This window comes from Mycobacterium sp. SMC-21, from assembly GCF_045310825.1.
Classification (GTDB): domain Bacteria; phylum Actinomycetota; class Actinomycetes; order Mycobacteriales; family Mycobacteriaceae; genus Mycobacterium.
Map to the genome: position 1 here is coordinate 33479 of NZ_JBJIAO010000005.1, position 14713 is coordinate 48191.

Sequence of the window (14713 nt, forward strand, 5' to 3'; positions counted from 1 at the left end):
CACAAATCACTCCAGGGCGCTGAAGCGGATCGCCAGTCCGTCGATGAATGCGGTCAGGGCCAGTTCGAAACCGGCCGTGTCGATCTGGTCGGCCTTGCCGCGAAGTAGGTGTGCCTGACCCATGTGCGGGTAGCGGTCGCGGTAGACCTGCACGTCGTCGGTGAACCCGCGTGAGAAGGAGCCGACGGTCGACCCGAGCACCAGTGACCGGGTGGCGGCACCGATCAAGGTCGCTTCCCGCGGTGGCCAGCCGGCGCCGACGAGTCCGCCGTGGACGGCGTCGGCGATCCGGAGGCTGACATCGCGACGGCCCGGCCCCGTCGCCAGGTAGGGCACGAGATTCGGGTGGGCGGCCAGCGCGGCGCGGTGCGAGCGCGCCCATGCCGCCAGCGCGTCCTGCCAGTCGTCGCCCCGGTCGAACCCGGACGTGTCGATTTCCCCGGCGACCCGACTCGCGACGGCGTCGAGCACGTCGTCCTTGGTGGGGTAGTGCTTGTACAGCGACGACGCCTGCACGCCGAGTTCGGCGGCCAGCTTGCGCATCGACATCTCGGCGAGGCCGTCGCGATCGATCAAGTCCAGTGCGGTGTCACGGATGAGTTCGCGGTTGAGCAGTGGTACGCGCGGCCTGCCCATCTGCGTCTCCCTTGAATTAGCGAACGTCGTTAGCTTATTGTGACAGCAACAAGCTAACACTGTTCACCACTTCTGAGGAGATGTCTGTGAAACGCGAGGTCTACAGCGAAGAGCACGAGGATTACCGGGCCATGATCCGGGCCTTCGTCGAGGCCGAGGTGAGTCCCGTCTACGACGAGTGGTTCGAGAAGGGCCTGGTGCCGCGCGAGTTCTACTACAAACTCGGCGAACTCGGCATCTTCGGCGCGGAAATCCCGGAGGAGTACGGCGGCGAGGGCCTGACCTCGTACAAGTTCCAGGCGATCCTGACCGAGGAACTGGCGCGCGCCGCGGTGTCGTTCGGCGGCTCCAGCGTGCACGTCGGCCTGTGTCTGCCGTACATCCGCGACATCGGCAACGAAGAGCAGAAGAAGCGCTGGTTTCCCGGCATGCTCAGCGGCGAGATCATGTTCGCGATCGCGATGACCGAGCCCGGCACCGGTTCCGACCTGGCCGGAATGCGCACCACCGCAAAGCTTTCCGAGGACGGCACCCACTACGTCCTCAACGGCTCCAAGACCTTCATCACCGGTGGTGTGCACGCCGACCGCGTGATCGTCTGTGCCCGCACGTCGGCCCCCAAGGAAGACGACCGCCGCTTCGGCATCTCGCTGCTGGTGGTCGACACCAAGCTGGAGGGTTACTCGGTCGGTCGCAAGCTCGACAAGCTGGGCCTGCGCTGCTCGGACACCGCCGAGCTGAACTTCACCGACGTCAAGGTCCCGGTCGAGGACATCCTCGGCGAGGCCGACCAGGGCTTCAACTACCTCGGCCAGAACCTGCCGCGCGAGCGGCTCGGTATCGCCGTCAGCGCGTACGCGCAGGCCAAGGCCGCCGTCCGGTTCGCCGTGCAGTACACCAAGGACCGCACGGTGTTCGGCAAGCCGGTGGCCTCATTCCAGAACACCAAGTTCGAGCTCGCCGCCTGCCAGGCCGACGTCGACGCGATGGAAGCCGTCGTCGACCGGGCCATGGAAGCGCACGACCTCGACGAGCTGTCCGCTGCCGACGCCGCCAAGGCCAAACTGTTCTGCACCGATGCGGCCGCGCGCGTGATCGACCGCTGCCTGCAGCTGCACGGCGGCTATGGCTACATCAACGAGTACCCGATCGCCCGGCTGTACGCCGACAACCGCGTCGGCCGCATCTACGGCGGTACCAGTGAGGTCATGAAGATGATCATCGCGAAGGACATGGGGCTCTAAAAGCGCTGTCGCAGTGTGCGAAGGCGCCCGTCGGAGTAACTTGATTCCCGGGCGCCTTCTGCATTTTCGGGCCTGTCGAGGTGCCCGAATCGAGGGAACGACGCAAAGTGGCAGCCCCACGACACCACGTGCACGTGTGCGACCATCCGCTCACGCGGGGTCAGGCGCGCCGGCTCAGTCGGCGCTTCGCCGTCGCGGGAGTGCAGATCGAGCCCGGGCGCCTGCAGGAGATCGCGGCGGGCGCGGCGACCGTCGGCGACGAACACATCGACGTGGCGTTCGCCATGGTCGCCATCAGTTACGTCGCGGACCGTCGCATCGCGAAATTGACGCGCATTCGCCGCCGGATGGGCCGCTGGCTGCTGGTGGGTGCGATGATCGTATTGAGTCTGTGTCTGCTCATCAGCTTGGCCATGGCCATCTTGACGCTGATGCAGCCGACGTTCACGGGGGTCTGAGGAGTCGAGATCGAGAACGTACTGACGCGCTGGGCGATCGGGGTCATCGCCTTCGCGATGATCGTCGTCGCTGCCGTGCTGCCGTGGTACACCGCCCACAACGACCATGGGCACGGTTCCATGAGCGGTTGGGGAATCTGGGACATCACCGGGAACCTGGGCGCCGCGTTGCGGCCGCTGCCCTTCGCGGTGCTGATCCTGCTCGCGGCCGGCACGATGATCGTCGCCGCGGTGCGCGCCATGTTCGGCACCGCGCTGGCCGCGGCCATCGCCTGCTTCGTGGTCAGTCTGCTGCCGTTGATGACGGGCGGCGCGGTCGACCGGCGGCTGGCCGGAAGTGATTCCGTCGCAGTGGTTCTCGGTCAGGCGGTCACGCCGATGATCGTCATCGGCTTCGTGGCCTGCGTGGTGAGCTGGATCGGCTATGCGCGGTGTGTGCTGCGCGCGGCGCCGAGAGCCGAGGTCGAGGTCCAGCCGGCCTGACCGGCATTCCACTGATCGGACGTTCGGGCCGTCCGGGCCCGCGCCCTGCGATTTACTTCGGCCATGGGTGCACAGGAACTGTTCGGTGGTGGGATCGCGGTCATCACGGGTGCCGGCTCGGGCATCGGGGCCGGACTGGCCAGGTACGCCGCCGGGCTCGGGATGACGACGGTGCTCGCCGACGTCGACGCCGCCGCGATCGCCGCGCTGCGCGATGAACTGTCCGCTGCCGGTGCAACCGCTGTCGACGCGGTGTGCGATGTCCGCGATGCGCAGGCCGTGCAGGCCCTGGCCGACCGGGTCAACCGCGAGATCGGGCCGGTGCGGCTGCTGGTGAACAACGCCGGCATCGAGCAGTTCGGCTACCTGTGGGACACGCCGGTCGCCAATTGGGAGCGCGTCATGGACATCAATGTCAGCGGCGTCTTCCACGGCGTGCGGGCCTTCCTGCCCGCCATGCTGGCGTCGGACGAACCGGCATGGGTGTGGAACATGTCGTCCGTCGGTGGCGTGTCGACGGTGCAGCTGCAGGCGCCGTACATCGTCAGCAAGCACGCCGTGCTCGCACTCACCGAGTGCCTGCGCGTCGAGGTCGAGCTCGCCGGGCACGACGACCACGTAACCGTGCAGGCGGTGCTGCCCGGACCGGTGCAATCCAACATCTTCACCGCGGCCGGCGGTGTCGACAGCGGAAGCGGGGACGCCGCCGACGCCTCAGAGTCCGAGCGCGCGGCGATGCACCAGCTCTCCGCCATGGACCCGCTCACCGCGGCCGCGGCCATCTTCGACCAGTCGGCGGCCGGCGGCTTCTATCTGACCACCCACCCCGACGCCGTCGCCGGCGCCATGGCCGAACGCGCCCGGGTCCTCAGTGAGCAGGCGATCCCGAAGCTGCGCACCCGCCGGTTCGCCACCAAGTGATTTGTGCACGATTTTCCGCGCTCACCGCGGATTTTCGTGCACAAATCACACCAGTGAGGCGAGGAGCGCGGCCAGTCCGTACTCGAACACCGCGTCGTAGTCGGTCGGCGAGCGCAGGGCGTCGACCAGTTTCTGATCTGGCCAATCGTCGCCCCAGAGTGAGGGGTCCTCTTCCTCGTGCTCGCCGCTGCGGATGGCCGAAAACTGCATCAGCGCAGACGAAATCACGTGTACCTCGATGGACCGCAAGGCCAGTGCCGCCTGATTGCCGGTGATCCCCAGTGCGGCCAGTTCGGCGGCGAGGGTCTGCTGCACCGGCTGGAACAGTGACGGCGTCCGGTCGCGTTCGTGCGCGATCGCCATCAGGTGCTGGCGTTCGATGAGCGCGGTGCGCTGTGCGCGGGCCAGGGATGCGATGCGATCGGCCGGCGTGTCGCCGGTGGCGGGCAGGCTCGCCATCACCTCGATCAGCCGGTCGATCAGGTGGTCGAACAGCTTGTCCCGGCCGCCGACGTGCCAGTAGATCGAGGTGACGGCGACGCCGAGATGCTCGGACAGGCTGCGCATGGAGAAGCCCTCGACACCGTCGCGTTCCAGCAGCGCCGCGGCGGTATCCAGAATGAGTTGAGCGTCAACAGGTTTCGACGGACCATCGGACCCGCGCTGGGTTGCCTCAGCCATGACCACCTCCTTCAGCCTTGCCGAACACCTAATCACACCAGGGCTGAGTCCTGTCTCTGGATCTACCGCCCAGCACGGTGTAACACTGTTACAGTACTGCCGCCGACGGATGTTCGCGGGCAGCAACGAGGGAGCAGATGTGTTCGATCTGAAGATCACCGGTGGCACCGTCGTCGACGGCACCGGCGCCGACCGGTTCACCGCCGACGTCGCGATCAAGGACGGCAAGATCGTCGAGGTTCACCGCCGCGGTCCGAACGACCCTGTGCTGTCCGGTGATTCGGCCGAGACCATCGATGCCACCGGCAAGATCGTCGCTCCCGGGTTCGTGGACATCCACACCCACTACGACGGCCAGGTGAGTTGGGACAGCGTGCTGGAGCCGTCGAGCAACCACGGCGTGACGACGGTGGTCGCGGGCAACTGCGGCGTCGGTTTCGCGCCGGTGCGCCCCGGCCAGGAGGAATGGCTGATCGCGCTCATGGAGGGCGTCGAGGACATCCCCGGCACTGCCCTGACCGAGGGCATCACGTGGGGCTGGGAGAGTTTCGGCGAGTACCTCGACGTCGTCGGGCAGCGTGAACTGGCCGTCGACATGGGCACCCAGATCGCGCACGGCGCGGTCCGCGCGTACGCCATGGGGGAGCGCGGCGCCCGCAACGAACCGGCCACCGCCGACGACATCAAGGCCATGGCCAAACTGGTCCAGGACGCGATCGAGGCCGGGGCCCTGGGCTTTTCGTCATCACGCACGTTGGCACACCGCGCCATGGACGGCGAGCCCGTGCCCGGCACCTTCGCCGCGGAAGACGAGTTGTTCGCACTGGGCCGGGCGACCGCGGCCGGTGGGGCGGCCGTCTTCGAGCTGGCCCCGCAGGGCGCGGCGGGCGAGGACATCGTCGCGCCGCGCAAGGAACTCGAGTGGATGCGCCGGCTGGGAGAGGAGATCGACTGTGCCCTGAGCTTCGCGCTCATCCAGGTCGACGCCGACCCCAATCTGTGGCGTGAGCAGCTCGATCTGTCGGCGGCCGCGCACCAGGCGGGCAGCCGGTTGTTCCCGCAGGTGGCTGCGCGGCCGTTCGGCATGTTGCTGGGCTTCCCCGGCCACCACGCGTTCACCCACCGGCCGACGTACCGCCGGCTGGTCGCCGAGTGCACGCGCGAGGAGCTCGCGGAGAAGCTGGCCGAGCCCGCGGTGCGGGCCGCGATCCTGGCGGAGGAAGACCTGCCGATCGATCCCACGAAGTTGTTCGACGGCATGTTCATGCTGGCGCAGAATGCGGCAAATCGCCTGTACCACATCGGCGAACCGCCGGATTACGAGCCGACGGTCGAGCGCACCGTGGCGGCGATCGCGGAGCGCCGCGGCGTGGACCCGCTGGCCGCGATGTACGACCTGATGCTGGAAGCCGACGCCGGCGCCATGCTGATGTACCCGATGTTCAACTACTCGGACGGCAACCATGACGCCATCCGCGAGATGCTCACGCATCCGGCCGGGGTGCTCGGGCTGTCGGACGGCGGCGCGCACTGCAGCATGATCTGCGACGCGTCGTACCCGACGTTTCTGCTGACGCACTGGGCCCGGGACCGCCATCGCGGTGAGAAGCTGCCGCTGGAGTACGTCATCCGCAAGCAGTCGCATGACACCGCCCAGCTGTACGGGATGTCGGACCGCGGCGTCATCGCCGTCGGCAAGAAGGCGGACGTCAACGTCATCGATCTGGACGCGCTGACGCTGCACGCGCCGAAGATGGTGCACGATCTGCCCGCCGGTGGAAAACGCTTGGTGCAGGGCGCAAGTGGCTACGACGCGACGATCGTCAGCGGCACCGTCACCCGCCGGCACGGCATCGACACCGGCGCACGGCCGGGCCGGCTGGTCCGCGGCATCCGCTAGCTGGTTTGGAATCCTGATGATTTCAGGAGCATCGCGATACCTCTGGGGTCGTGCAGACGCGGCAGGCCCCGCGCGCAAACTCGCATCCCAGTGATCTGTCCTGGGTCCCCGGAACTCGCCGCGAGGCGCGCCAGGTTCGGACGCCGTCGACTGCCGCACGTCGCAAAGACGTTGGCATAGAGCCTTTTTGATGCCCCAGCGCACCCGCCAACGGCCGCTCCGGCGGACATCGGCGATCCCGCCGGCCTGATCTCCGGCCGGCCATCGCGCCGGCCGAGTGTCCGCCTACCGGACGTGCCGACCGCTCGGCCGACTATTCCCTGCCCTGGCGCGGACACTGCGGCCACCGCCGCGATCTGCGCGCGGCTCGGCAGAGTGGTCGTACCCCGTCAGGAAGGCAGGTTGCGATGCCTGATTCGTCGAGCCGAATCCATCTGGCCGTGGCGCTGGACGGCGCCGGCTGGCACCCGGCCGCGTGGCGCGAACCCGACGCGCGACCCGCCGATCTCTTCGGCGCCGGCTACTGGACCGACCTGGTCCTCGAGGCCGAACGCGGTGCGCTGGACTTCGTGACCGTCGAGGACTCGTTGGCAATCCAGTCCGACGACCCCTTCGTGCCGGACCAGCGCGTCGATCGGGTCCGTGGCCGGTTGGACGCGGTGTTGATCGCGGCTCGGGTCGCGCCCCGTACCCAGCGGATCGGGTTGGTGCCCACGGCCGTCGTCACCCACACCGAGCCGTTCCATGTGTCGAAGTCCATCGCGACGCTCGATTACGTGAGTGCCGGCCGGGCCGGCGTGCGCGTCCAGATCGCCGGCCGCCCGGATGTCGCCGCGCACTTCGGGCGACGTGAGGCTGCGGCCCGGTCGCGGGCCGGCGAGTATTTCGCCGAGACCGCCGACTACGTCGAGGTGCTGCGCCGGCTGTGGGACAGCTGGGAGGACGACGCCGAGATCCGCGATGCGGCCACCGGCCGCTTCATCGATCGGGACAAGTTGCACTACATCGACTTCAGTGGCCGCTGGTTCTCGGTCAAGGGTCCGTCCATCACGCCGCGCCCACCGCAGGGGCAGCCGATCGTCGCGGCATTGGGCCACGGCCGCGCCGGCCACGAGCTGATCGCCGGCAGCTCGGACGTCGGCTTTGTCACCCCTGGCGACGCCGCACAGGCCGTAGCTGTCGTCGAGGAAATCCGTGGGTTGCAACACGACGCCGGCCGCGGTTCCGAGACGTTGCACATCTTCGGCGATGTGGTGGTGTTTCTCGATGACAGTGCGCCGGCGGCACAGGCCCGCCGGCGCCGGCTCGATGACGTCGCCGGTGCCGAATATCGCAGCGATGCAACAGTGTTCGCCGGAACCGCCGCGCAATTGGCCGACCTGCTGACGGAGTGGCACGGCGCCGGGCTGACGGGATTTCGGCTGCGGCCGGCGACCCTGCCGCACGACCTGGTCCAGATCACCGAACAACTGGTGCCCGAATTGCGGCGCCGCGGACTCTTCCGCGACGGGTACGAAGCGAACACGTTGCGAGGCCTGCTCGGGTTGCCGCGCCCGTCCAACCGTTACGCAAGGAGCAGCCAATGAGCAAGCCAGTCAAGCAGATTCACCTCGCCGCGCACTTTCCGGGCGTCAACAACACCACGGTGTGGAGTGACCCGGCGGCCGGCAGCCACATCGAGTTCAGTTCGTTCGAGCACTTCGCGCGGACGGCCGAGCGCGGGAAATTCGATTTCCTGTTCCTGGCCGAGGGCTTGCGCCTGCGCGAACAGAACGGCGAGATCTACGACCTCGACGTCGTCGGGCGCCCGGACACCTTCACCGTGCTGGCCGCGCTGGCCGCGGTGACCGAGCGAATCGGCTTGACCGGCACCATCAATTCGACGTTCAACGAACCCTACGAGGTGGCCCGGCAGTTCGCCTCCCTGGATCATCTCTCTGACGGCCGTGCGGCCTGGAACGTCGTCACCTCGTGGGATGCGTTCACGGGCGAGAACTTTCGCCGCGGCGGGTTCCTGGCGGAGGACCAGCGCTACGAACGGGCCAAGACATTCCTGCAGACGGCGCTGGAGCTGTTCGACTCGTGGCGCGGCGACGAAATCGTGGCGGACAAGACGAACGGCGTGTTCCTGTCCGAACCCGATGCCGGCGCGTTCTCGCACACGGACGGCCACTTCGACATCCACGGCCGGTTCAACGTGCCACGCAGCCCGCAGGGGCGCCCGGTGATCTTCCAGGCGGGTGACTCGGACGAGGGCCGCGAGTTCGCGGCATCGGCTGCCGACGCCATCTTCTCGCGGCACAGCACGCTGGAGGCCGGGCAGGCGTTCTATACCGACGTCAAGGGCAGGTTGGCACGTTACGGCCGGCGCCATGACGAGTTGCTCATCCTCCCGGCCGCGACGTTCGTGATCGGTGACACCGACGATGAGGCGGCCGACCTGGCGCACGAGGTCCGGCTCGCCCAGGTGTCCGGGCAGACCGCGATCAAGTTCCTCGAACAGCTCTGGAACCGCGACCTGTCCGACCACGACCCGGACGGGCCGCTGCCGGCGGTGGATCCGGTCGTGGGGGAGAACACCATCGCGCGCGGCCGGGCCAGCGTGCGCATGTTCCGGGACCCGCTCGCGATCGCCGCCGAGTGGCGGGCCAAGGCCGAGGCGCAGAACCTCACCACGCGCGAGCTGATCGTCGAAGTCACCGGGCGGCAATCGTTCATCGGATCGCCCCACACCATCGCGGCGACGATCGACCGCTACGTCCAGGCCGATGCCAGCGACGGATTCATCCTCGTCCCGCACATCACGCCCGGCGGCCTCGACCCGTTCGTCGACCGGGTGGTGCCACTGCTGCAGGAGCGCGGCACGTACCGCACCGACTACACGGGCACCACACTGCGCGACCACCTGGGACTGGCGCCGCTGCCGCGGCCGGCGGTGCGCACCAATGTCTCCGCAGAAGTGGCGTCGTAGCTCATGGCGACTCCACTGACCGTGCTCGATCTGGTGCCGATCTCGTCGGGTTCGACTGCGCCGCAGGCGCTACGCAACAGCATCGACCTCGCCAAGCGCGCGGAGGCCCTGGGCTACGCGCGTTACTGGTTCGCCGAGCACCACCTCAATCCCGGTATCGCCGGCACCTCGCCGGCTGTGCTGCTCGCGCTGACCGCGGCGGAGACCTCCACGATCCGACTGGGCTCGGGGGCAGTGCAGATGGGTCACCGGACCGCGGTGGCGACTGTCGAGGAGTTCGGTCTGCTCGACGCGCTGCACCCGGGCCGGTTCGACCTCGGCCTGGGGCGCTCCGGTGGGAAGCCGCGGGAACCGAAAGTCCCGGTGGGTGCCTCGGTGGGCGCACCGGGTGTCCGCAACGGCGCGCGCGGGCTGCTGATTCCACCGAAGTTCGATCCGCGCCCGCTGTTGCAGTCACCGCGGTTCGCCCTCCAACGGGCACTCCTGCAGCTGCCCGGCGCGCAATCGCAGGACTACACCGACCAGATCAGCGACATCCTGGCGTTGATCGCCGGCGTCTACCGCGACGCCGACGGCTTGGCGGCGCAGGTCGTGCCCGGGGAAGGCGCCGACCTCCAGATCTGGATCCTGGGCAGCAGCGGCGGTGAGAGCGCCGAGGTCGCCGGGACCAGAGGACTGCGGTTCGCCAGCAACTACCACGTCGCACCATCGTCGGTCCTCGAGGCGACCGATGCCTACCGGGCCGCGTTCCGTCCATCGACTGAACTCGACGAGCCGTACGTCGCGGTGTCGGCGGATGTCGTCGTCGCCGATGACGAGGCCACGGCCCGCGAACTCGCCACCGGATACGGCCTGTGGGTGCGCAGCATCCGCACCGCCGAAGGCGCAATCCCGTTCCCGACCCCGGCCGAAGCGCGTGCGCACAGCTGGACGGCTGCCGAACGTGAGCTCGTCGCGGACCGGGTGGACACCCAGTTCGTGGGGACCGCCGCACAGGTCGCCGACAAGCTGGAACGGCTACGCGACGCGACCGGGGCCGACGAATTGATCATCACCACCATCACCCACGACCACCGGGACCGGGTGCGCTCCTACGAGTTGTTGGCCGACGAGTGGTCGCGGCGGTGAACAACTACAGATAGATGTGTAGCGGCGCAGCCATTTTCAAGGGTGCGCATAGGCTGGACCCATGACACCGGGCAGCGGCCTTTTCCAGATCGAGGACTGCGTCGACGAATCGGGGGCGGTGACGCTGCCGCCCGGCGCGACGCTGATCGCCCTGATCGATGGGAACATCGCGCATCTCCCCGACATGGTGGCATACCGCTACCTCGACTACTCCGGCACCGAAGCGCGGACTTACGAAGTGACCTGGGCCCAACTCGGGGTGCGACTGGCGGCCATCGCGGCCCGGCTGCAGTCCGTCACCGAGCGCGGTGACCGCGTTGCCATCATGGCGCCACAGGGCCTCGAATATGTCGCCGGGTTCTTCGCGGCGATCAAGGCCGGCGCCATCGCAGTACCGCTGTTCGCGCCCGAATTGCCGGGGCATGCCGAGCGGTTGGACACCGCACTCCACGATGCGCGACCGGCAGCGATCGTGACGACGGCGGCGGCGCGGCCGGCCGTCACCGAATTCCTCGCCGCGCATCCGGACCTGGGCACGCCGGCAGTCGTCGCCATCGACGAGGTGCCGGACGACGAGGGTGTTTCGTTCGAACCCGTCCACCTCGAGATCGACGATGTCTCGCACCTGCAGTACACCTCGGGGGCGACCCGCCCGCCCGTCGGAGTGGAGATCACCCATAAAGCGGTGGGCACCAACCTGATTCAGATGATCTTGTCCATCGACATGCTGGATCGCAACACACACGGCGTCAGCTGGCTGCCGTTGTATCACGACATGGGTCTGTCGATGATCGGCTTTCCCACCGTGTACGGCGGGCACTCGACATTGATGTCGCCGACGGCGTTCGTCCGCCGGCCGTTGCGGTGGATCCAGGCGTTGTCGGACGGCTCGAAGGTCGGCCGAGTGGTCACCGCGGCACCGAATTTCGCTTACGAATGGGCGGCGCATCGTGGTGCGCCGAGCCCGGGTGACGACATCGACCTGGCGAACGTGGTGATGATCGTGGGCTCGGAACCGGTCAGCATGGACGCCATCAAGAGCTTCAACGCGGTCTTCGAATCGTATGGACTGCCGAAGACGGCGATCAAGCCGTCCTATGGCATCGCCGAGGCAACACTTTTCGTGTCCAACATCGCGCCCGACGCGGAGGCGACGGTGCGGTACTTCGACCGCGCGCAACTGGCGTCCGGTGTGGCGGTGCCGGTGGCCGAGGACGCACCGGGTGCGGTTGCGCAGGTGGCGTGCGGGCAGCCGGCGAGCAGTCTCTGGGTGGTGCTGGTGGACCCGGTCACCGGAACCGAACAGCCCGACGGTCGCGTCGGCGAGATCTGGTTGCAGGGCAACAACATCGGCCGTGGTTATTGGGGCCGGCCAGAGGAGACCCGAGAGGTTTTCCACGCTCGGCTGCGCAGCACCTTGCCGCTGAACAGTCACGCCGACGGCGCCGATGTCGACGGATCCTGGTTGCGGACAGGTGATCTGGGTTTCTACCTCGACGGCGAGTTGTACGTCACGGGTCGTCTCGCCGACGTCATCACGATCAGTGGGCAGAACCACTATCCGCAGCACATCGAGACGACGGCCGCCGACGCGTCACCACTGGTGCGGCGCGGCTACGTGACGGCTTTCACCGTGCCGGGCGAGGATGGCGAACAGCTCGTGATCATCGCCGAACGTGCCTCGGGCACGGCGCGCCATGATCCCCGGCCCGCGATCGAGTCGGTCCATGCGCTCGTTTCGGAGCGTCATGGCGTGACCGTCGCCGAGGTCCGGTTGCTGCCCGCCGGCGGCATCCCGCGCACCACCAGCGGGAAGCTGGCGCGCCGCGCCTGCAGAGCCGCCTATCTGGACGGTTCGCTGTAAGCACCGGGCGCCACGCGGCCGGTTATGAATCCGATCATATTCGGGTGCGTTGACGCACGTCCATACAGCTCGTGCGCTTCGGATGTGGGCGGTTCTTGACTCCTCGATATGAACACGATCATAATTCGAGTCAATCGATCCGCTCGCCAGGAGTCGCCCCATGCCGCCCGACACTCGCCAGTCGATGGTGCTCGCCGCCGTCGAACTGCTGCGTGAGCGGGGCGTCGACGGTGTCACGCTCGACGATGTGCTGAGCCGCAGCGGCGCGCCGCGAGGCTCCATCTACCACCACTTTCCCGGCGGGCGCGCTCAGATCATCGACGAGGCCGCGCAGCTCAGCGGTGATGCCATCTCTCGGCTGATCTCCAGGGCGGCACCGGACGGACCGGCGGCCGTCGTCGACGCCGTGACCGGATTCTGGCGGAAGCTGCTGCGCCAGAACAACTTTTCGGTCGGCTGTCCGGTGGTGTCCATTGCCGTCAGCGCCGCACCGGGCTCGGCGCTGGCGCAGCACGCCAATCAGATCTTCCGCACCTGGTACCAGCTGGTCACCGACTGTCTGGTGGCCGACGGCGTCGGCACCGTGGTTGCCCGCCGACTGGCCACCATGTCGCTCGGTGCCATCGAAGGTGCCATCACCATGTGCCGGGCCACATCGAGCCTGCAGCCGCTCGATGATGTCAACGCCGAACTGAAGTTGCTGTTGGCAGCCCGGACGCTCTTTGCCGCCGGCGCACCTACCCCGAAGGGAAGTTGAGACCATGGAATGGACCGGTGCGGTGTATGCCGACGCCCCTACCGTCGAGGCGTCGACGTGGATCGACGCGCCCGTGGCGCGGGTCTGGGAAGTGGCGTCGGACATCACGGTGATGCCCGAGTGCAGCCCCGAGTTGCAGCGGGTCGAATGGCTCGGGGACTGTGACGCACCGCGTGTGGGCGCCCGTTTCGTCGGCCACAACAGCCATCCCGCACTCGGGGAGTGGTCGACGGAGTGCGAGATCGTCGAGTACGAACCACAACATGTGATGGCCTGGGCCATCGGCGATGCCGGCAACCCGACCGCAACGTGGCGCCTGAGCCTGCACCCCGAGGGCACCGGGACCCGGTTGGCGGAATGGGCCCAGATGGGCCCCGCACCGTCGGGGTTGTCTCTGGCGATCGCCCGGATGCCCGACAAGGAGCAGAAGATCGTGTTCAACCGGCTGCGCGAATTCGAGTCCGGGATGCAGTGCGCACTGGCGTACATCAAGCAGCGGGCCGAGAGCTGATGCGCGCCGCGACGACGGTCGAGGCAGCGAGCCTCGGAAACTGGAATTATCAAAGGCTTTTCGTCTCCGAGGCCGAGAAGTTGGGCCTGGACATCTGTTGGGTCGCCGAGGCGTGGGGATCCGACGCGCCGTCGGCACTGGGGTACTACGCCGCGTGCACGGAACGGATGTTGTTGGGCTCGGGCATCATTCAGCTCGGCACCCGGACGCCGGTGGCCATCGCCCAGGCCGCGATCACGCTGTCGAATCTGTCGGGCGGGCGCTTCCTGCTGGGCCTCGGCGCATCGGGACCCCAGGTCATCGAGGGACTGCACGGCGTACCGTTCGCCAAGCCGCTGGGCCGGATGCGGGAGACCATCGACATCATCCGGCAAGTAATCGCGGGCGAGCGGGTCACGCACAGCGGCAGCCAGTTCCAGATTCCGCTGCCGGGCGGTGACGTGAAGCCGATGCGCCTGTCGATGCGGGCGGAGCACGAAATCCCGCTCTACATAGCGAGTCTCACACCCGCCATGCTGCGGCTCACCGGCGAGGTCGCCGACGGCTGGCTCGGCACCAGCTTCGTCCCCGAAGGTGCCGACGACGCCTACTTCGCCCACCTCGACGACGGTCTCGGGCGCTCGGGCCGCGCGCGTGCCGATCTCGACATCTGCCAGGGTGCCGAGGTGTCGTTCGCCCGCGACGAGGCCCATCTCAAGACGCTGATCGACGCCCGGAAGTCCGAGTTGGCGTTCAGCCTCGGTGGGATGGGTTCGGCCTCGACCAATTTCTACAACCAGGCGTACAGCCGGCAGGGCTGGGCCGAGGTCGCGGCCGCGGTCCGGGAACGCTGGCAGTCCGGCGACCGCGACGGCGCGGCGGCGCTGATCACCGACGAGATGATCCTGGCCACCACGTTGATCGGCACTGCCGACATGGTGCGCGATCGCCTTCAGGTGTGGTGCGATGCCGGCGTCGACACCGTCCGGATTTACCCGGCGGGCGACACTCTCGAGGAACGGTTCACCACGCTCGGTGCCGCCATCGACCTGGTGCATTCGATCGAGCGGTGATCCGGCAGGCCTGACGGCGGCGGGCACATCATAGGGAGTTCCCTTATTTGCCGGGCCGTGACGCGGACGTAGCGTCGAACCGTGGTTCGAGCTGGCCAGCGCACCGC

At 67.9% G+C, this 14713-nt stretch carries 14 protein-coding genes; 12 read left to right on the forward strand and 2 right to left on the reverse strand.

All coding sequences use genetic code 11. The annotated features are described in order from the left end of the window. Positions 1 to 6 precede the first annotated feature (6 nt). Entirely contained in the window at positions 7 to 636 is a 630-nt protein-coding gene (locus ACJH6H_RS07335) for a TetR/AcrR family transcriptional regulator (protein ID WP_406774546.1), read from the reverse strand. 86 nt (positions 637 to 722) lie between these two features. Here ACJH6H_RS07335 and ACJH6H_RS07340 point away from each other — a divergent pair, with 86 nt between their 5' ends. From ACJH6H_RS07340 to ACJH6H_RS07355, 4 genes are all read left to right on the forward strand, one after another. Continuing rightward, positions 723 to 1880 carry an acyl-CoA dehydrogenase family protein gene (locus ACJH6H_RS07340; RefSeq protein ID WP_020100487.1) on the forward strand — a complete coding sequence of 386 codons (1158 nt, stop codon included), beginning with the start codon at positions 723 to 725 and terminating at the stop codon, positions 1878 to 1880. 107 nt (positions 1881 to 1987) lie between these two features. Then, positions 1988 to 2338 (forward strand): hypothetical protein, encoded by a 351-nt coding sequence (locus ACJH6H_RS07345; RefSeq protein WP_212811459.1) that lies wholly within the window; start codon positions 1988 to 1990, stop codon positions 2336 to 2338. Between the two features lie 57 nt (positions 2339 to 2395). Beyond that, on the forward strand, positions 2396 to 2821 hold the full coding sequence (locus ACJH6H_RS07350; protein WP_212811458.1) for a hypothetical protein: 426 nt from the start codon (positions 2396 to 2398) through the stop codon (positions 2819 to 2821). A 63-nt stretch (positions 2822 to 2884) separates the two neighbouring features. Next, positions 2885 to 3742, forward strand: coding sequence for an SDR family NAD(P)-dependent oxidoreductase (locus ACJH6H_RS07355; RefSeq protein WP_406774547.1), 858 nt, complete (start codon positions 2885 to 2887; stop codon positions 3740 to 3742). A gap of 45 nt (positions 3743 to 3787) precedes the next feature. On the opposite strand, the gene ACJH6H_RS07360 is transcribed toward ACJH6H_RS07355, so the two are convergent. Next, entirely contained in the window at positions 3788 to 4423 is a 636-nt protein-coding gene (locus ACJH6H_RS07360; protein ID WP_318985079.1) for a TetR family transcriptional regulator, read from the reverse strand. A 139-nt stretch (positions 4424 to 4562) separates the two neighbouring features. Here ACJH6H_RS07360 and ACJH6H_RS07365 point away from each other — a divergent pair, with 139 nt between their 5' ends. The 8 genes from ACJH6H_RS07365 to ACJH6H_RS07400 all read left to right on the forward strand — a co-directional run bounded on the left by ACJH6H_RS07365 (position 4563) and on the right by ACJH6H_RS07400 (position 14606). Further along, positions 4563 to 6323 carry an amidohydrolase family protein gene (locus tag ACJH6H_RS07365; protein ID WP_406774548.1) on the forward strand — a complete coding sequence of 587 codons (1761 nt, stop codon included), beginning with the start codon at positions 4563 to 4565 and terminating at the stop codon, positions 6321 to 6323. Positions 6324 to 6730: 407 nt separating this feature from the next. Next, entirely contained in the window at positions 6731 to 7909 is a 1179-nt protein-coding gene (locus tag ACJH6H_RS07370; RefSeq protein ID WP_406774549.1) for an LLM class flavin-dependent oxidoreductase, read from the forward strand. Next, a complete protein-coding gene (locus tag ACJH6H_RS07375) occupies positions 7906 to 9294 on the forward strand; it encodes an NtaA/DmoA family FMN-dependent monooxygenase (RefSeq protein WP_406774550.1) in 1389 nt (462 codons plus the stop codon). The genes ACJH6H_RS07370 and ACJH6H_RS07375 overlap by 4 nt, the downstream gene beginning before the upstream one ends. A 3-nt stretch (positions 9295 to 9297) precedes the next feature. Then, the gene (locus ACJH6H_RS07380; RefSeq protein ID WP_406774551.1) at positions 9298 to 10422 is read left to right on the forward strand and encodes an LLM class flavin-dependent oxidoreductase; all 1125 of its coding nucleotides are present in this window, start codon (positions 9298 to 9300) and stop codon (positions 10420 to 10422) included. Positions 10423 to 10483: 61 nt separating this feature from the next. Next, positions 10484 to 12286 (forward strand): fatty acyl-AMP ligase, encoded by a 1803-nt coding sequence (locus tag ACJH6H_RS07385; protein WP_406774552.1) that lies wholly within the window; start codon positions 10484 to 10486, stop codon positions 12284 to 12286. A gap of 160 nt (positions 12287 to 12446) precedes the next feature. Continuing rightward, on the forward strand, positions 12447 to 13043 hold the full coding sequence (locus tag ACJH6H_RS07390; RefSeq protein ID WP_406774553.1) for a TetR/AcrR family transcriptional regulator: 597 nt from the start codon (positions 12447 to 12449) through the stop codon (positions 13041 to 13043). Between the two features lie 4 nt (positions 13044 to 13047). Continuing rightward, positions 13048 to 13554 carry an SRPBCC family protein gene (locus ACJH6H_RS07395; protein WP_406774554.1) on the forward strand — a complete coding sequence of 169 codons (507 nt, stop codon included), beginning with the start codon at positions 13048 to 13050 and terminating at the stop codon, positions 13552 to 13554. Then, the gene (locus ACJH6H_RS07400; RefSeq protein WP_406774555.1) at positions 13554 to 14606 is read left to right on the forward strand and encodes an LLM class flavin-dependent oxidoreductase; all 1053 of its coding nucleotides are present in this window, start codon (positions 13554 to 13556) and stop codon (positions 14604 to 14606) included. Before ACJH6H_RS07395 ends, ACJH6H_RS07400 begins: the two co-directional genes overlap by 1 nt. The last annotated feature ends 107 nt before the right edge of the window (positions 14607 to 14713 follow it).